Genomic DNA, 16,270 nt, shown 5'->3' with positions numbered 1-16,270 from the left:
CCGCGCCCGGGCCGGTACCGGACTCGGGCCGTCAGCGCAGGTAGAAGATCCGGTCGGCGTGCTCGGCCATCACCCGGGCGTTCCACTCGTGGCCCCCGTCCACGTTCCCCGAGCGCAGCAGGGGCGGGGTGACGCCGCGGGCGGCCAGCGCCTCCACGGCCGAGGCGACGACGGCCTGCATGATCGCGCCGGCCACCACCGTCGAGGCGGGGGCGAAGGGGGCGCCGGCGCCCTGTGCCGTCAGCTCCGCGTCGCCCACCGCGATCTTGCTGTCGACGACGATGTCGCAGTGGTCCTTCAGGAAGGTGCCCGACGGGTTGCGCGGCGAGGTGGACTCCGCGTACGCCACCGAGGTCACGCCGACCACCCTCAGGCCCAGCGCCCGGGCGCGGGAGGCCATCTCCACCGGCAGCGCGTTGCGGCCCGACAGGGAGATCACCACCAGTACGTCGCCGGCCCGCGCCGGAGAGGTCTCCAGTACGGCCGAGGCCAGCCCCTCCACCCGTTCCAGCGCGCTGCCCAGCGTCGCGGGCGCGACGTCGACGCCGACCGCGCCGGGCACGGGCAGGAGGTTCAGCACGGCGAGGCCGCCCGCCCGGTAGACCACGTCCTGGGCCGGCAGGGAGGAGTGGCCCGCGCCGAAGGCGAAGACGCGGCCGCCGCCGGTGAAGGCGTCGGCGATCAGGGCCCCGGCCGCCGAGATGCTGCCGGCCTCCTCCTTCCGGACCCGCTCCAGCAGGCCGACGGCCGCGTCGAGGAACCGCTCGGCCGTCCCGCCCGCCGCTTGGTCCGCGGTCCCGTTCGCCGTCCCGCCCGCCGGCTCGTCCACTGCCTCGCCCGCCGCTCCGCCCATCGCCCGGCCTCCCGTCGTGTGCCGCCGCATGCCCCGGGGCGCGCCCGGCCGCATGCCCCGGTGAACGCTCCGGCAAGCGCCCCGGAACATCCCGTGACGTCGCGATCACGGTGAGGTCTGGACCAGTGCGCTGTCAATACGGCGGCCCTTCCGGACGGCATCCGGGCGGTGCGGGGACGGCGCGCGGGCGGCTTCCGGGCGGCCCCGGCGGATCGGGAACGGTTGTCGGCGCCATGCGTCAGAATTGGTCACCAGGGCCACCGCACGAGCTGACGAGGGGCACGATGTCCGGACTCATCGACACCACGGAGATGTATCTCCGTACCATCCTGGAGCTTGAGGAAGAGGGCGTGGTCCCCATGCGTGCCCGTATCGCCGAGCGGCTCGACCAGAGCGGCCCGACGGTGAGCCAGACGGTCGCCCGCATGGAGCGCGACGGACTGGTCCGGGTGGCCGGCGACCGGCATCTGGAGCTGACCGAGGAGGGCCGGCGGCTGGCCACGCGCGTGATGCGCAAGCACCGGCTGGCCGAGTGCCTCCTGGTCGACGTGATCGGCCTGGAGTGGGAGCAGGTGCACGCGGAGGCGTGCCGCTGGGAGCACGTGATGAGCGAGGCGGTCGAGCGCCGCGTGCTGGAGCTGCTGCGGCACCCCACCGAGTCGCCCTACGGCAATCCGATCCCGGGCCTGGAGGAGCTGGGCGAGCCGTCGGAGGCCGGGCCGTTCCTGAGCGACGACATGGTGAGCCTGTCGGACCTGGACGCGGGCTCGGACGGCAAGACGGTCGTGGTGCGCCGGATCGGCGAGCCGATCCAGACGGACGCCCAGCTGATGTACACGCTGCGGCGGGCCGGTGTGCAGCCGGGCGCCGTGGTCAGCGTGATGTCCGGGGCGGGCGGCAACGTGCAGGTCGGCAGCGGCGGCGAGGCGGCGGAGCTGACCGCCGAGGTCGCCACGCACGTGTTCGTCGCCAGGCGCTGAGGGCGTGCGGGCCGCCGGCGCCCCGACGGCCCGACGGCCTTCCGGGGTTGCGCGGAACGCGGGCGGCGGGGACCGTGTCGTGACACGCTTTCGGTGACGCGCACGGGAAGACGGAAGGGGAGCCGTCCATGGGGCTGTCGCAGCACCGGGGCCCCGGCGCCGTCGTCGGCCGCCGGGGCCCCGCCTCCCCGTGTCCCCCCGCTGCGCCGCCCCCTTGTGCGCCCCTGAGCCCCGAACTCCCAGGGTCGCTCCCCGTGGGCCCCTGTCCCCGAGCGGCCCGCCTCCCGGTAGCTGTCTCCCCTCGGCCCAGCCGGACGACACTCGCTGAGCGTCACTCAAAAGAGGGGTATTGCACGTCAGATGGGCTTGTTCGAATAAAAGTTCGATAGCGTGGGGCCGGCAGAGGACGAGGCAGGCGGACGACGCGGACAGGAGGGATGGGGGTGCCGGGACGCATGGTTCGACGCATCAACGTCAGGGGAGCGGACGGTCTGCGGCTCGCGGCCTGGGAGTTCGCCGACCCGCCCAAGGGCGCGCTGCCGGGAGGCGACGGGCAGGCCCCGGGGGTGCTGCTGCTGCACGGGCTGATGGGCCGCGGCTCGCACTGGGCCTCCACCGCCCGCTGGCTCTCGGGGCGTTACCGCGCCGTCTGCCTGGACCAGCGCGGGCACGGCCGCAGCGACAAGCCGACCGACGGCCCGTTCGGCCGCGACGCGTACGTCGCCGACGCCGAGGCCGTCATCGAGCAGCTCGGCCTGGCGCCCGTGGCGCTCGTCGGGCACGGGATGGGCGCGCTGACGGCCTGGCGGCTCGCCGCCCAGCGCCCCGACCTGGTCCGTGCCGTGGTGATCTGCGACATGCGGGCCTCGGCGCTGGGCAAGCGCTCCCAGCGCGACTGGGAGCAGTGGCTCGAGACCTGGCCGGTGCCCTTCGCCACGCTCGCGGACGTCCGCGAGTGGTTCGGCGAGGAGGACCCGCTCCTGGAGCGCCCGTACCCCTCGCGCGGCGAGTTCTTCGCCGAGGTGATGGCCGAGCGGATGGACGGCTGGCGTCCGGTGTTCTCGCGCCGCCAGATGCTGATGATCCGCCGGACATGGGCGTACGAGGCGCACTGGGAGGAGCTGGCCCTGGTGCCCTGCCCGGCCCTGGTGGTCCGCGGCATCGACGGCGAGCTCGGGCGCGCCGAGGCCCAGGAGATGGTCCGGGTGCTGCCCCAGGGTGTCTACGCCGAGGTGGCCGACGCGGGCCACCTCGTCCACTACGACCAGCCGGAGCAGTGGCGGCAGGCCGTCGAGCCCTTCCTCCAGGGCGCGCTCCCGGCCTGACCGGCGGCCCCCGGGCCGGCCCTCCCCGGGCCGGCCCGGGGGCGGTCAGCGCTCGCGTGCCGCGGCGGCGTCGCGGCCGCAGGCGTACGCCAGCGGCCGGACGATCTCCCCGGCCTCGGGCAGCCGGTGGCCGGCGTCCCCCGGCCGCCGTACCCACAGCACCGCGCCGCGGGTGCCCACCCTGGTCGGCGGGGCCGCCACCCAGTCCCCGTCGCCCCGCGCGGTCAGGTCGACGCCGCTCGGCGACCAGCCCAGCCTCCGCACCAGATCCGGCACTTCGGCCGCGCCGCCGGGCTGGACGAAGAAGAGCATCCGTCCGTCCGGGGTGCCGGTGACCGGGCCGACCGCCAGGCCCATGCGCTCCATCCGGGCCAGGGCCAGACAGCCCGTCGCCTCCGCCACCTCGATGGCGTCGAAGGCCCGCCCGGTCGGCAGCAGCACTGAAGCATCCGGCCGGTCGGCCCACATGCGGCGCACGGCCGTGGCGCCGCCGGTGGCCTGCGCCGTCCAGTCGGGGCGCGTGGGGTGCGCGCCGGGCGCCCCGCAGTCCGCCGTGCCGCACGAGCAGCGCGGTATGCCCCCCTCGGTCTCGAGCCACGCGCCGGGGAACACGTCCCACAGCCGCTCCCTCGTATAGCGCACCGCGTGCTCGACCATCGGAGCCGCCGGGCCCGCCGGACCGGGTGCGGACGCGGTTGTCGCTGTTGTGATGTTCATGGGCTCATCCACGATGATCACAACTTCTTCCGTGACGAAGGGTTACGGCCTGGGGATCGATTCGTCCGACGCGCCGTTCCGTCACATGGGGCGCACAGGTGCACGGGCGGGGGCGCGTGCATGAACAGGCGGCCTTGGGTGGGTAGTTCCCTGTGCGGCGCGGCGCCGGAAATCTTGGCATATGCGTCCGGCGGTGCGGTCGGAGTACCCGGCGCACTCGGAGCGGGCAGCGCGTTCGCGGGAGCAGTCACAGCAGACGGCGCGGTCGGACGGACGGCGCCGCCAGGACAGGCAGCACGCACAGAGAGGGGACCGTATGGCCGCGAGGCCGCTGGTCGCACGGCAGCCGAACGAACGGCTGCAGGCGCTCATCCAGGAAGCCGGCTGTTCCAACGCCGGACTGGCCCGCCGCGTCAACATGTGCGGCGCGGAGCAGGGGATCGATCTGCGCTACGACAAGACGTCCGTCGCCCGCTGGCTGCGCGGCCAGCAGCCGCGCGGCCGGGCGCCGGCGGTCATCGCCGAGGCCCTGGGGCGCAAGCTCGGCCGGACGGTGACGGTCGAGGAGATCGGTATGGCGGGCGGCCGGAACATGGCCGCCGGGATCGGCCTGAGGTTCGCGCCCACCGTCTCCGGAGCCGTCGAGCAGGCGAGCGAGCTGTGGCGCAGCGACGTGGGGCGCCGCGATCTGCTCGCCGCACGGTCGGGGGCGTTCTCCGCGCTGGTCGAGCCCAGCCGCGACTGGCTCATCTCCGCCCCGGACGCCGAGGTGGAGCGCCGCACCGGCCCGAGGGTGGGGGCGTCCGACGTCGCGGCCGTACGGGACACCACCGCGGCCCTGTCGGAGCTGGACCACCGCTACGGCAGCGGCCATGTGCGGCCGGTGGTCGTCCACTACCTCAACAGCGTGGTCTCCGGGCTGCTGACGGGCTCCTACACGGAGGCGGTGGGGCGCGAGCTGTTCGCCGCGGTCGCCCGGCTGACCGAACTCGCCGGCTACATGGCCGTGGACACCGGGCAGCCCGGCCTGGCCCAGCGGTACTACATCCAGGCGCTGCGGCTGGCCCAGGCCGCGGACGACCGCGCCTACGGCGGCTATGTGCTCGCCGCGGGCATGAGCCACCTCGCGGCCTCGCTGGGCACCCCCCGGGAGATAGCCCAGCTCGCGAGAGCCGCCCAGGAGGGCACGAGGGGCAGGGTGACCCCGCGGACGCAGGCGATGTTCCACGCGGCCGAGGCGCGCGGCCACGCGCTGATGGGCGACGCCCGCACCTGCCAGCTCGCCGCTGGGCGGGCGCTGGCGGCGTTCGACCGGGCGGAGTCCGCGACGGACGCGGGCGACGACCCGCAGTGGATCGGCCACTTCGACGCCGCCTACCTGGCCGACGAACTCGCCCACTGCCACCGGGATCTGAACCAGCCCACCCCCGCCCAGCGCCGCGCCGAGGAGGCCCTGACGGGCCATCCGGAGCGGCGTACGCGGCGGCGGGCGATCGATCTGCTGCTGCTCGCCGCCGCACGGCTCCAGCAGCGTGAGCTGGAGCACGCCTGCCACACCGGCGCGCAGGCGGTGGAACTGCTGAACGGCCTGCGCTCGCAGCGGGGTTCGGAGTACCTGGACGACTTCCGGGCGCGGCTGGAGCCCCACCGGCAGGAGCCCGTGGTCAGGGAGTTCGCCCAGCGGCTGGAACCGGCGGCGTGACGGGAGCGGGCAGGACGTGAGGAAGGGGGCCCGGAGGAGGAAGGACGGAAGAGGGGAAGGTGAGGTTTCGCCCCGGCCGATGGTGGGGAGAATGTGCAGCCCTTCCAGGGGCGTGGTCGACCGTATGAGTGACCGGGTAGCGTGAGCCGACGCATTCGCAGTCGTGTTTTGGTAGTCAGGCGAACGAGGAGTCCCGGTGACGACGCACAGCCGACAGGGCGACGAGGCGCGCGAGGGTGTTGTCCTGCCGTCGAACGGTGACCGGTGGACTCCCGGTCACGGCGACTCCCAGGCGAGCCCGCCGGCGGGGCAGCCCTGGGGACAGCCGTGGGGACCGGCTGCCCCGTCCGGGCCGCAGGGGCAGCAGCCGACCCCGCCTCCGGCCCAGCAGGCCCCCCAGCCGCAGCACCCGTCGCCGCAGTACCGGCCGCCCGGCCCTCCGCCGCAGCCCCCGGCTCCCGGCACGGCTCCCGGCACGGCGCCCGGCGCCGTGCCGGGAGCCGCCGACGAGACGCAGCTCCTGCCCCCGATGTCCCCGTCCGGCCCGGCCCCCCAGGCACCTCAAGCACCTCAAGCACCTCAGGCATCCCAGGCTCCGCAGGCGGTGCCGGGTGCTCAGGGAGCCCAGGGCGCCCGGGGCGGCGGGGCGGACGACATGGACGACGCCACCCGGGTCCTCCGTCCGGTCACCGGCGGCACGCCCCCGGAGCGCGACGCCGAGAGCACCACGGTGCTGCGCAGGCCGCTGCCGCCCGAAGGCGTGCCCGCCTCCTCGCGCCCGGCGCCCCCGCCGCCCGCCGGAGCCCCGTACGGGATACGCCCCGGCGCCCCCGGCGACCGCACCACCCCGCCCTCGGACTTCGACGGCCTGTTCCGGGGCGGCGCCCAGCCGGGCGTTCAGCCTGGGGCCCAGCCCGCCGACGCCACCCAGCAGCTTCCGCCCATCGCCCCGGGCGCTGCCCAGCCCCCCGCCCAGCATCCCGCCCAGCCGTCGTACGGCGGCCACGGCGGCCACGGTGGTTACGACGACGACCGCGGCGGATACGGCGGCGGGGACGGCGGACGCGGTGCCGGCGGGCGGCGCGGCCTGCCGCGTGCCGCCGTCGCCGGGCTCGTCGTCGCGGGGCTCATCACCGCCGGGCTCGCCGCGGGCGCGGCGCTGAGCGGCGGGGACGAGCCGGCGGAGCGGCCGCAGCCGCAGGCGCAGTCGTCGGCCCCCGCCGAGCCCGAGCAGTCACCGTCCCCCTCGGCCGACCCCGTGGAGGCCCAGGCCAAGGAGCTGGACAAGCTGCTCGCGGACAGCAACAGCAGCCGCAACGCGGTCATCCGGTCGGTCGAGAACATCAAGAAGTGCGAGAACCTGGGCAAGGCCGCCACCGATCTGCGCGACGCCGCCCGGCAGCGCGACAACCTGGTCACCAGGCTGGACGAGATCAAGATCGACCGGCTGCCCAGGCACCAGGAGCTGGCCGACGCACTCACCGAGGCGTGGAAGGCGTCGGCCGCGGCGGACAACCACTACGCCGCGTGGGCCGACCAGGTCGCGGGCAAGAAGGGCTGCAGGAAGGGGGAGGCCCGGGTCACCGACCGGACCGCCCAGGGCAACAAGGCCAGCGGCGACGCCACGGCGGCCAAGAAGAAGGCGGCCGGACTGTGGAATCCGACCGCCCGTCAGTACGGCCTGCCCGAGAGGCAGTTCAGCCAGCTCTGAGCGCGGGACCGCGCCCGGCATCCGTCCGGTATCCGTCCGGCATCCGGTATCCGGGCTCCCGGGCCGGCCCCGGAGCCGTGCCGCAAACGCGCCTCAGCCGCTGCCCGGCACGGTCTCCAGGGTGTCGCGGACGTCGACGAAACCCTTGCGGGCCGGGGCCAGCGTGCCCTCCCTGACCTGCTGGAAGGTCACCTTCGCGTTGACCAGGCGCGGGTGGTCGCGCACGGCCAGCATGTCGTCGTAGCGCCAGCTCAGCCGAGGTGTCAGGTCCCCGGTGTCCACCGGGGGCATGGTCTCCAGGGCGCGCCGGACGGTCCTGGCGGTGACGGCCCCCTCGGCGTGCTCCAGTGCCGCCCGCAGCACGGTGTACGCGATCCAGGTGGTCTGGACGCCGGGATCGGCGGCGTCGATCCGGTTGTCGCCGAAGGCGTGCTCGCGGATGACGCTCTTCATCAGAGCCCAGCGGGGATCGGAGGAGACCGGGTACCAGCCGGTGGCGTACGCGCCCTCCCACTGGCTGTCCGGGCCGCCCGTCCGGTCCACGAGCGACTGCTGCACGCTCCCGAGCACCGAGGCGATCCGCACCTCGGGGCCGCCCTCGCGCAGCCGCCGGAAGGAGTCGAAGAAGGTGTCGGTGCGGCCGCCGAGCACGGCGGTGACGCAGGCTTCCTTCGCCCCGCCGGCCTGTCCGCCGTCCCGCCCGTCCTCCACTCCGCCGGCGGTCCGGACCCCGTCCCCGGTTCCGTCCTCCGTCAGGCCCACCCCGGCCAGGGCGCGCCTGGCGTGCTCGGTGTAGGCGGAGGCGTCCTCCGGGGCGCGGATGTCGGCCGCCGGGCCCCGGTCGCCGGCGGTGGCCAGGCCGGCGTTGAGCAGTCTGGGGAGCTGGTCGCCCGAGACGGTGTCGGGGCGCACGAGCGAGATCCGCTCGCAGTGGTCGGCGAGCTGGTGGCCGCTCCCGGCCAGCAGGGTGGCCTGGCCCCCGTTGACCGGGTACGACAGCGGGCTGGTGAACTCCTCGTCCGTCACGCCGTAGCCGCCGAGGTAGGGGATGCCGGCCGACTCCAGGGCCGTCATGAAGGTACGGCCGTGCTGGCTGTACGAGCCGACGACCGCGACGGCCTCCTCGGTGCGGGCGCGGTCGGCGCACCGGGCGGCGCCCACCGAGCTGTTGTGATCGTTGCAGGTGATAACACGGAGGGTGCGCCCGCCCACACCCCCGGTGGCGTTCACCCAGCGCGCATATGCCTGTGCCATGGCCGGCATGCCCGGCATGTTGGTGGCCCCGGTCCCCTCCGGAGCCCAAGTCATCACGGTCACGGCGCTCTCGTCGGCCCTCGCGTCACCGGGCAGCATGCCGCAGCCGGTGAGCAGTGAGGCGCAGATCCCCGTTGTGGCGGCGAGAGCGGCCATGGTCCTAGCGGAACGTTTGCTACGCCATGCGGTCATGACCCCGAACGATTCCGCCGCGGCTGTAACGGACGAGTGATGAGCAGCCAACGGGGAGCGACAACGGAGTGAACAGGCGGGGGGTGCGCGGATCCGTCCGGCACGGAACGTACGATCGACGACCGTGCGGGCACAACAGGGCGAAGGCGAGCAGGGACGGCAGGACCGGCAGGCACGGGAAGGCCGGGAGGGCCGGGAAGGCCGGGAAGGCCAGGAGAGGTCTTCCCGCCGTGGCGGTCGTTCGAGCACCATGGGCGGCATGCCGCCCAAAGACATGCCCTGGTGGCGCTGGCGCAGCAACGTGCGCTCGGCGCTGCACATGCTCTCCGACCCCGTCTTCCAGCGGGAGTGCTGGCTGACGGGCCTGCCCGGGTACGGCGACGTCACGGACGCCGTCTACCGCCTGGTCGAGGACACCTGGCTGGACAACTGGTCCGCGGACAAGTACATCGGCACGGTCTTCCGCGACGCCCAGGAGGCCGCGCTCGTCGACGTCGCGGTGCTGCGCGTCCTGCGGATCATGCACCAGGTCGGGGCGGACGCCCCGGTGGCGGCCTATCTGGAGCACCCGGGCTGGCCGGAGGCCGTCCACGCGGCGCGCGACGCCCACGTCCTGCTCTGTGCCAACGACGGCGAGGACCCGGACCGGCCGCCCCACTCGCTGGACGTGCTGGCGGCCATGCTGCGGACCGCCTGACCCGGAGGCCCGGCCGCGGCCGGAACGGGGCCGCGGCCCGGCCGCGTTCTCGACCCGCGGGACCGTTCACGGCGTCCGGCCGGGGTATGCCACGCTTGTGCACATGAGCCAGCCGCAGCCCACCGCAGCGCCCGAGAAGCCCGAGCAGTACGTTCTGACGTTGTCGTGCCCGGACAAACAGGGCATCGTGCACGCCGTCTCCAGCTACCTGTTCATGACCGGCTGCAACATCGAGGACAGCCGGCAGTTCGGGGACCACGACACCGGGCTGTTCTTCATGCGGGTGCACTTCAGCGCGGAGGCCCCGGTGACCGTGGACAAGCTGCGGGCGAGCTTCGCCGCGGTGGGCGACTCCTTCCAGATGGACTGGCAGATCCACCGCGCCGACGAGCGGATGCGGGTCGTCCTCATGGTCAGCAGGTTCGGGCACTGCCTGAACGACCTGCTGTTCCGCACGCGCATCGGCGCGCTGCCGGTCGAGATCGTGGCCGTGGTCTCCAACCACACCGACTTCGAGGAGCTGGTCTCCTCCTACAACATCCCCTTCCACCACATCCCGGTCACCAGGGAGACCAAACCGCAGGCGGAGGCGCGGCTGCTGGAGATCGTCCGCGAGGAGGGCGTGGAACTGGTGGTGCTGGCCCGCTACATGCAGGTGATCTCGGACGAGCTGTGCAAGGAGCTGTCGGGCCGGATCATCAACATCCACCACTCCTTCCTGCCGAGCTTCAAGGGCGCCAAGCCCTACCACCAGGCCCACGCACGCGGTGTGAAGCTGATCGGCGCCACGGCGCACTACGTCACCGCCGAGCTGGACGAGGGCCCGATCATCGAGCAGGAGGTGAAGCGCGTCGGACACGAGCTCACCCCCGAGCAGCTCGTGGCGGCCGGCCGGGACGTGGAGTGCCAGGCGCTGGCCCGAGCGGTGAAGTGGCACAGCGAGCACCGTGTACTGCTCAACGGCCACCGCACGGTCGTCTTCGACTGACGGACCAGCTGGCCCGGGGCCGCCAGCCGGCCCGGGGCTACATCCGCGAGAGCGAGGCCACGGTCCACAGGACGTCGAGGACGGCCTCGTCGTCGCCCTCCCGGCCCGCGGCCGCCTCATGCGGCGGCACGTGACCCGCGGCCAGCCGGCAGAACTCCGCGTCCTCCAGCGCGAGACGGGCCACCGTGTGCTCAGGGGAGGCGAGGGCGGCCGGAGAGTCCAGGGGGACGTACCAGTCGCCGCCGCCCAGGCCCCCGATCTCCAGATGGAGGGTGCGGCCCGGCGCGCCCGCCGCCGTCAGCCGGCGCGGCGGGGCGGCCAGCCCGGCGCGCCGCCGCGCCGCGACGGCCTCCGGGAGCCGCCGGGCGACGAAACCGACCATACGGGCCAGGTGTTCGGGCGCGGGCGGCCCGTACGGGTAGTCGACCGCCGCGGCGATGTCCTCCGCGTGGATCCAGCACGCGAACGCCCGCCCGGCCAGCGCCTCGTGCAGCGGGCGCCGGAACTCGGTGAAGTCCACCGCGAGACCGGCCTCATGGGCGCGCAGGGCCGCGGTGCGCACGATGTTCCGGGTCTGGGTGCGCCACTTGCCGCGCACGAACGGCGGCCCGTGCGCGCGGCACCGCTCGACCGCCGTCTCCGTGCGGTCGCCCACGGTGCGCGGGGCGCCGGGGCCGAGGGGGTCGTCCAGCCCGAGGGCGGTGGCCACCAGGCCGTCCACCGAACCGAGGTGGGCGAGCACCCCGCACAGCGTCAGCGTGCGCTCGCCGGTCGCCCAGCGCAGCCGGACCGGGGCGCCCCACTCCGCCTCGCCCATGTCGCGCAGCAGCGCGTCGAGCCGCGCGGTCTCCGCGTCGTACGGCGCCACCCACTCCGGCAGCGGCGTGTGGGCCGGGCGCCGGCGCAGGCACCCGTCCAGCACCCGCGAGCGCAGCAGCGGGTCCGGGTCCAGGCTCTCCTCGCGGTGCATCAGCCCCACGGCGTCCCGCAGCCGCCGCGCCTCCTCGGCGCAGGGCGCGCACCGGGGCAGATGCGCCTCGACGGCCGCGGTCTCCTCGGGGGAGCAGACCGCCAGGGCCCACACGCCCAGCAGGGACTTCAGGGCGAGGTGCTCCTCGTCGGACGCGCCGCCGTCCCCCGCGGCCTTTGGCCCGGCCGCCTCTTCGGCCTCCGGCCCGGCCTTCAATCCGGCCTTCGAACCGCTCTCCGGCCCGCCCTCCGGCCCGCTCTCCAGCCCGCCCTCCGGCCCGGCCTTCCGGTCACCGGCGGGACTCACGATGCCTTCTCCGAGCCGTTCTGGGCGGCCGCGGAGAGCAGTTGCAGCCCCAGTCTCAGCCGCCGCCGCGTCTCGTCCTCGCTGACGCCCAGTTCGGCGGCGGCCTCGCGGTAGTCCCGGCGCCCCACGTACGCCAGCTCCAGGACCGTCCGCAGCGAACCGGGCATGGCGGTGACCATGTGGTCGGCGCGGGCGGCGGCGGACGCGGCGCGGATCCGCTCCTCCAGCCGGGCCCGCGCCCGAGGGCCGAGGGAGCTCTCGTCCAGGTGCCGCAGCGCCCGCCGCCGGGTGAGTTCGGTCAGCCACGAGCGCAGCGAGCCGCGCTCGGGCTCGTACGCCCCGGGGTCGGCCCAGACCTCGGCGAAGACCTCCGCCACCACGCGGTCCGCGGCGTCCTCGTCGTCCAGGAAACGGTGGGCGAGACCGCGCACCACGGACGCGTGCCCGTCGTACAGCTCGGCCAGCGCGGACTGCTCGCCCCGCACCAGCCGCCACCGTATTCCGTGGTCCCGGTGAGGACGTGTCGTACCGGCCGTCCCGTCGGGCGTCTCGTTCGGCATCCTCCACCCCCAGCCTGCCGCTCGTCTCGAATGTAATGGCAGAAGCCGGCAGGACGCGCCTCCCTTTACGGGAGTGTGCCCCCGCACACGGTTGCACATGGTCGCCGACCGGTCACTTTGTGCGCCTTCGCGCTGATCGGGACAGTTCGATCCTGTCCGGATCCGGTGGGTGTTACGCGGGTGTGACCGGAAGTTGGGAGAGGCGGAGACCCGGTTCGGCATAGGGTCGAGGTCTGCGGACGTCGTGACGGTGTCCGGCAGGGGCGGTCGGCGAGGAGGGCAGGGCGGGAAGGGAACGTTCCGGTCGGTGTCGGCGAATGAAGGGACTACGAGCACGTGTCGTTGAAGGTGATCGGGGAGGACCGGGGGGAGTGGGCCGTGCTGCGGGTGTCGGGTGAACTGGATCTCGTCACCTCTCCCATGGTCCGCCAGCATGTGCACGACGCCGTGGCCGACGGCCGCCGCAGCCTCGTGCTGGACCTGTCGCAGGTGCTGTTCTGCGACTCCAGCGGCGTCGGCGTCCTCATAGCCTCGCGCCGGCTGATGCGCTCGTGCGCCGGCCGCCTCCGGCTGATCCTCCCCGCCCAGGGCGCGGTGGACGGCTCCCACGTCAACCGGGTCCTCGCCGCGCTCGGGGTGCGCCGGCTCTTCGACTGCTACCCGGACCTCGACGCGGCGGCGGACGACGCCGCCGGCCCGCTCAGCGCCTGACCCCTCCCCGCCGCGCCGGTGCGGCGCCCGCCTCCGGGGGCTCGCCCACATAGGGCGCCGCCGCCGTGACGAAGCCCTCGATGGCCTGTTTCGAGGAGTTCCGGAGGGCGTCCAGGCCCCGACGGTCCAGCTCCTTGCCGTGCAGGGCGGTCACCGCCTCCAGAGCGGACCGCGCGACCTCCTCCAACTCCGGTGAGCGAGTCAGGAGTTGCACGCGGAACAGCGATTCGTGGGCCTCCGAGCGCAGCCGGTAGATCTCCCGCAGCAGGGAGGGCATGTCCTCCTCGCCGGGCCTCTCGTGCTCCGCGAACCACCGGTGCACCAGCATCCGCCGGTAGTTGTGCAGGGCCCCGGCGTACAGGCAGTACGCGTCGATCCTCTCCTGCCGCAGCCGCTCCCGGCGCGCCAGCTCCTCGCCGTACGCGGTCGTCCGGCGCTGGAACGCGTAGGTGATACCCGAGCCCAGCAGGGTGCCGAGGACGGCGATGAGCGCCGCTATCGCTTCCATGCCTCAAGTCGATCACGAAAAACATGCGAGGAAAGGGGAGTTGGCGAGTACGGGCGCGTCCGGTCGCATACCGGCGCGCCCGGTGGCGCACCGCGGCGGCCGGCCGCGCGCCGGAGCGCGTTCCGCCCGCCGGGCTCGGATGTTCGACTCCCCGGCCGGGGTGTCGCACAGTATGCGGTGTCACTACTCCTTTGCGCCGGAATATGCCCGAAGCGCTTGTTGCCGCGGCGCCGGTTCCAGCACTCTGTGCGACACCGGGGGAACGGACAGTGGCCTCGCGTCGGCGTGGGGCCGTGCGGACCCGGGCCATGGACGGTGTGAAGGGTGCAGATGCTTCAGGTGCAGCTGGAGGTCGGAAGCGATCCCAGGGAGGTGGGCAGAGCCCGCGGGTGGGCCCGGTCGAGACTGGCCGGTTTCGGCCTGGAGCCGGACGATTCCCTGGTGGAGACGCTGGTGCTGCTGGTCTCGGAACTGGTGACCAACGCCGTCGTCCACACCGGGCGCCCCGCGGTGCTGCGCATGCTCCTCTCCGGGCGCATCGTGACGGGAGGGGGGACGGTGCGGATCGAGGTCGCCGACACCAGCAGCAGCCCCCCGCGGCGGCGGCCGGTCGAGGGCGACGCCACCGGCGGACGCGGCCTGGAGCTGGTGGTCGGGCTCGCCGACCGCTGGGGCTGGCTCCAGGAGGGCACGGGCAAGCGCATCTGGTGCGAACTGGACCGCGGCAGCGGCGCGGTGGCCGAGAGCGCCGACGCACACGACACCGGGGACACCGGAAGGGCCGGGGCCCGTACCGCCCCGCGCGAGGCCTGCGACGAGCCGCGCGTCCAGCCCGTCCGCACCTGACACCGCGCCACCGCGGGCCGGTCGCGATCCGCCCGCGGGACGCTCGCCTTCCCGGCGGCCGTCAGGGGGCGAACCGCTCACCCCAGGGGCCGTCCGGCAGCAGGGCCGCCAGCACGGAGAGCAGACGCGGCGGCTCGACCCGGCCGGCCGGCGAGCCCAGGTCCGGCCACGGCACCCAGGCGTGACCCTCCAGCGAGGTCCGCTCGTGGGGGAGCAGGCCACCCCGTGACACCGCCGGCCGCTCGCCGTCGAAGCGGGCGGGGAAGAACAGCTCCGTGCCGCGGTACCGCCGCCCCTTCCACCGCACGTCGCGGTCGACGGACACCGGCCGGTCCAGGACTGCGGCGGGGTCCAGCCCGGTCTCCTCGGCCAGTTCGCGCCGTGCCGCATCCAGCGGCGTCTCACCGGGCTCGATGCCGCCGCCGGGCGGCTCCCGGAGCCGCGAACCGTCGTACGGATCGCGCCACTCCAGCAGGAGGACGCGGTCGGCGGCGTCCAGGCAGACGACCCGCGCGGCGGGCGGACACGCGACCGGGTCCGGCGCAGGGCCCGGCACAGGGCCCGGCACAGGGCCCGACGGCCCGTCCGCAGACCGGCCCGTCATCCGGTCGTCGTGCGGGCGACGGCGCGGGCGATCTTCCGCGCGTCGATGGCCAGTTCGCGCAGCATGCCGCTGATGGGGTTGGTGTAGCCGGTGAAGTACAGGCCCGCGGCGGTCGGCAGAGTGCGGGGGCCGCAGGCGCGGGGCAGCCCGCGCCCGTCCAGCACACCGAGGTGGCCCACCATCTCCTCCAGCCCGCGCCGGTAGCCGGTGGCCGCTATGACGGCGTCCGGGGCGATCGCGCTGCCGTCGGCGAGGGTGATCTCGGATCCGTCGAAGGACTCCACCGCCGCCACCGGCTCTATCCGCCCCTGGCGCACCGCCTTGACGAAACCCGTGTCCTGCACGGGGATCGCGCCCTGCCGCACCCGGGTGTACAGCCCGGCCTCGGGGCGCGGCAGGCCGTACGGCGACAGGTCCGGCAGGGAGACCTTCGCCAGTCCCCGGGCCATGGAGTCCACCATGCGCACCGGCAGCCGCCGCACCGCTATGCCGGTGGCCTGCGCCGGCCAGCCCAGGGTGGAGCGGCGGACGATGTGGGGCGGGGTGCGCACCGCGAGCCGCACCCGTGCCGCGCCGCCCTCGGCCAGATCCAGGGCTATCTCGGTGCCGGTGTTGCCGGTGCCGACGACCAGCACGTCCCGGCCCTCGTACGGCCGGGCGTCGCGGTAGGAGCGGGCGTGCAGCAGCTCGCCCCCGAACGAGTCGCGCCCGGGCCAGTCGGGCACGCGCGGGGTGTGGTTGTGTCCGGTGGCCACCACGACCACCGGCGCGGCCAGCTCCCGGCCGCCGTTGGCCCGCAGCAGCCAGCTGCCGTCGTCGACCCGGTCGACGCGGGTGACCTCCACGCCCGCGGCGATCTCCAGCCGGTGGTGAAGGGCGTACTCCTCCAGGTAGCGCACCAGGTCGTCCCGGCGCACCCAGCGCCCGTAGGAGCGCGGGATCGGCATGCCGGGCAGCGCGGACCGGCGGCGCGTGGTGTGCAGTCGCAGCCGGTCGTAGTGGCCGCGCCAGGAGGCCCCGACGGAGTCGGCCCTCTCCAGCACGACGGACCGTATGCCGCGCTCCTTCAGCGCGGCGGCGGTGGCCAGACCGCCGGGTCCTCCCCCGATGATGTGCACTGGTCTGCTGTCGTCGGACATGTGCATGCCCATGAGTCTATGCCCCGCTTCCTCCCCCGCGTGTCCGGCCTCCGGACGCCGGGACGGCACCGCGGGCCCGGATTCCCGGGCCGGAGCCGGGGAAACCTCGACCGACGCGGGCTAGGCCCTGTCTGACAAATCCCGCCTGCTCCGCGGCGTCTGGCACGCACGCTCGCTGCGTTGTCGATCGTCGGCGCAGCACGCTGC

The 16,270-nt window shown here is 74.5% G+C and carries 16 protein-coding genes; 8 read left to right on the top strand and 8 right to left on the bottom strand.

Going from position 1 to position 16,270, the window contains the following annotated elements:
• Positions 1-31: 31 nt before the first annotated feature.
• Entirely contained in the window at positions 32-853 is an 822-nt protein-coding gene (locus CUT83_RS29270; protein ID WP_101258804.1) for an SIS domain-containing protein, read from the bottom strand.
• Between the two features lie 284 nt (positions 854-1,137).
• Here CUT83_RS29270 and CUT83_RS29265 point away from each other — a divergent pair, with 284 nt between their 5' ends.
• Both CUT83_RS29265 and CUT83_RS29260 read left to right on the top strand, forming a co-directional pair.
• A complete protein-coding gene (locus CUT83_RS29265; protein WP_101258803.1) occupies positions 1,138-1,833 on the top strand; it encodes an iron-dependent transcriptional repressor DtxR in 696 nt (231 codons plus the stop codon).
• A gap of 455 nt (positions 1,834-2,288) precedes the next feature.
• Complete coding sequence (locus CUT83_RS29260) at positions 2,289-3,158, top strand: alpha/beta fold hydrolase (RefSeq protein WP_101258802.1); 870 nt, start codon at positions 2,289-2,291, stop codon at positions 3,156-3,158.
• 45 nt (positions 3,159-3,203) lie between these two features.
• Here the strand turns inward: CUT83_RS29260 and CUT83_RS29255 are convergent, their stop codons facing one another.
• Positions 3,204-3,875 carry a bifunctional DNA primase/polymerase gene (locus CUT83_RS29255; RefSeq protein WP_101258896.1) on the bottom strand — a complete coding sequence of 224 codons (672 nt, stop codon included), beginning with the start codon at positions 3,873-3,875 and terminating at the stop codon, positions 3,204-3,206.
• A gap of 316 nt (positions 3,876-4,191) precedes the next feature.
• Between CUT83_RS29255 and CUT83_RS29250 the strand changes: the two genes are divergently transcribed.
• Both CUT83_RS29250 and CUT83_RS29245 read left to right on the top strand, forming a co-directional pair.
• Positions 4,192-5,577, top strand: coding sequence for an NsdA family TPR-like regulatory protein (locus tag CUT83_RS29250; protein ID WP_101258801.1), 1,386 nt, complete (start codon positions 4,192-4,194; stop codon positions 5,575-5,577).
• A gap of 655 nt (positions 5,578-6,232) precedes the next feature.
• Positions 6,233-7,288: a hypothetical protein gene (locus CUT83_RS29245; RefSeq protein ID WP_240958448.1), complete on the top strand. Its 1,056-nt coding sequence runs from the start codon at positions 6,233-6,235 to the stop codon at positions 7,286-7,288.
• A 93-nt stretch (positions 7,289-7,381) separates the two neighbouring features.
• Here the strand turns inward: CUT83_RS29245 and CUT83_RS29240 are convergent, their stop codons facing one another.
• Positions 7,382-8,734 carry an ABC transporter substrate-binding protein gene (locus tag CUT83_RS29240; RefSeq protein WP_101258799.1) on the bottom strand — a complete coding sequence of 451 codons (1,353 nt, stop codon included), beginning with the start codon at positions 8,732-8,734 and terminating at the stop codon, positions 7,382-7,384.
• A gap of 259 nt (positions 8,735-8,993) precedes the next feature.
• Between CUT83_RS29240 and CUT83_RS29235 the strand changes: the two genes are divergently transcribed.
• Positions 8,994-9,431: an SCO4402 family protein gene (locus tag CUT83_RS29235; RefSeq protein ID WP_420882499.1), complete on the top strand. Its 438-nt coding sequence runs from the start codon at positions 8,994-8,996 to the stop codon at positions 9,429-9,431.
• A gap of 103 nt (positions 9,432-9,534) precedes the next feature.
• Positions 9,535-10,419, top strand: coding sequence for a formyltetrahydrofolate deformylase (purU, locus tag CUT83_RS29230; RefSeq protein WP_101258895.1), 885 nt, complete (start codon positions 9,535-9,537; stop codon positions 10,417-10,419).
• Positions 10,420-10,456: 37 nt separating this feature from the next.
• Here the strand turns inward: purU and CUT83_RS29225 are convergent, their stop codons facing one another.
• Both CUT83_RS29225 and CUT83_RS29220 read right to left on the bottom strand, forming a co-directional pair.
• The gene (locus tag CUT83_RS29225; protein ID WP_101258797.1) at positions 10,457-11,695 is read right to left on the bottom strand and encodes a maleylpyruvate isomerase mycothiol-dependent enzyme family protein; all 1,239 of its coding nucleotides are present in this window, start codon (positions 11,693-11,695) and stop codon (positions 10,457-10,459) included.
• A complete protein-coding gene (locus CUT83_RS29220) occupies positions 11,692-12,255 on the bottom strand; it encodes an RNA polymerase sigma factor (RefSeq protein ID WP_101258796.1) in 564 nt (187 codons plus the stop codon). Before CUT83_RS29220 ends, CUT83_RS29225 begins: the two co-directional genes overlap by 4 nt.
• A 336-nt stretch (positions 12,256-12,591) precedes the next feature.
• On the opposite strand from CUT83_RS29220, the gene CUT83_RS29215 reads away from it, so the two are divergent.
• Positions 12,592-12,966: an STAS domain-containing protein gene (locus tag CUT83_RS29215; protein WP_173915166.1), complete on the top strand. Its 375-nt coding sequence runs from the start codon at positions 12,592-12,594 to the stop codon at positions 12,964-12,966.
• Here CUT83_RS29215 and kilB read toward each other — a convergent pair.
• Positions 12,956-13,474 carry a plasmid transfer protein KilB gene (kilB, locus tag CUT83_RS29210; RefSeq protein ID WP_101258795.1) on the bottom strand — a complete coding sequence of 173 codons (519 nt, stop codon included), beginning with the start codon at positions 13,472-13,474 and terminating at the stop codon, positions 12,956-12,958. The genes CUT83_RS29215 and kilB overlap by 11 nt on opposite strands.
• A 324-nt stretch (positions 13,475-13,798) precedes the next feature.
• Here kilB and CUT83_RS29205 point away from each other — a divergent pair, with 324 nt between their 5' ends.
• Positions 13,799-14,320, top strand: coding sequence for an ATP-binding protein (locus tag CUT83_RS29205; RefSeq protein ID WP_101258794.1), 522 nt, complete (start codon positions 13,799-13,801; stop codon positions 14,318-14,320).
• 61 nt (positions 14,321-14,381) lie between these two features.
• On the opposite strand, the gene CUT83_RS29200 is transcribed toward CUT83_RS29205, so the two are convergent.
• Positions 14,382-14,876, bottom strand: a complete 495-nt coding sequence (locus tag CUT83_RS29200) for an NUDIX domain-containing protein (protein ID WP_240958450.1) — start codon at positions 14,874-14,876, stop codon at positions 14,382-14,384.
• A 44-nt stretch (positions 14,877-14,920) separates the two neighbouring features.
• On the bottom strand, positions 14,921-16,063 hold the full coding sequence (locus CUT83_RS29195; protein ID WP_101258894.1) for a flavin-containing monooxygenase: 1,143 nt from the start codon (positions 16,061-16,063) through the stop codon (positions 14,921-14,923).
• Positions 16,064-16,270 lie beyond the last annotated feature (207 nt).

The organism is Streptomyces barkulensis, from assembly GCF_002843305.1.
In the GTDB taxonomy this organism is placed as follows: domain Bacteria; phylum Actinomycetota; class Actinomycetes; order Streptomycetales; family Streptomycetaceae; genus Streptomyces; species Streptomyces barkulensis.
Note: the sequence above shows the minus strand (reverse complement) of the source record. Positions and strands in the feature narration are given on the sequence as shown.

Bases quoted from the DNA above. Each gene is read 5' to 3' on its own strand.
- CUT83_RS29260 (WP_101258802.1), top strand. From the start codon at position 2,289: ATGGTTCGACGCATCAACGTCAGGGGAGCGGACGGTCTGCGGCTCGCG.
- CUT83_RS29255 (WP_101258896.1), bottom strand. From the start codon at position 3,875: ATGAACATCACAACAGCGACAACCGCGTCCGCACCCGGTCCGGCGGGC.
- CUT83_RS29270 (WP_101258804.1), bottom strand. From the start codon at position 853: ATGGGCGGAGCGGCGGGCGAGGCAGTGGACGAGCCGGCGGGCGGGACG.
- CUT83_RS29245 (WP_240958448.1), top strand. From the start codon at position 6,233: ATGGACGACGCCACCCGGGTCCTCCGTCCGGTCACCGGCGGCACGCCC.
- CUT83_RS29240 (WP_101258799.1), bottom strand. From the start codon at position 8,734: ATGACCGCATGGCGTAGCAAACGTTCCGCTAGGACCATGGCCGCTCTC.
- CUT83_RS29220 (WP_101258796.1), bottom strand. From the start codon at position 12,255: ATGCCGAACGAGACGCCCGACGGGACGGCCGGTACGACACGTCCTCAC.
- CUT83_RS29265 (WP_101258803.1), top strand. From the start codon at position 1,138: ATGTCCGGACTCATCGACACCACGGAGATGTATCTCCGTACCATCCTG.
- CUT83_RS29195 (WP_101258894.1), bottom strand. From the start codon at position 16,063: ATGTCCGACGACAGCAGACCAGTGCACATCATCGGGGGAGGACCCGGC.
- kilB (WP_101258795.1), bottom strand. From the start codon at position 13,474: ATGGAAGCGATAGCGGCGCTCATCGCCGTCCTCGGCACCCTGCTGGGC.
- CUT83_RS29250 (WP_101258801.1), top strand. From the start codon at position 4,192: ATGGCCGCGAGGCCGCTGGTCGCACGGCAGCCGAACGAACGGCTGCAG.
- purU (WP_101258895.1), top strand. From the start codon at position 9,535: ATGAGCCAGCCGCAGCCCACCGCAGCGCCCGAGAAGCCCGAGCAGTAC.
- CUT83_RS29235 (WP_420882499.1), top strand. From the start codon at position 8,994: ATGCCGCCCAAAGACATGCCCTGGTGGCGCTGGCGCAGCAACGTGCGC.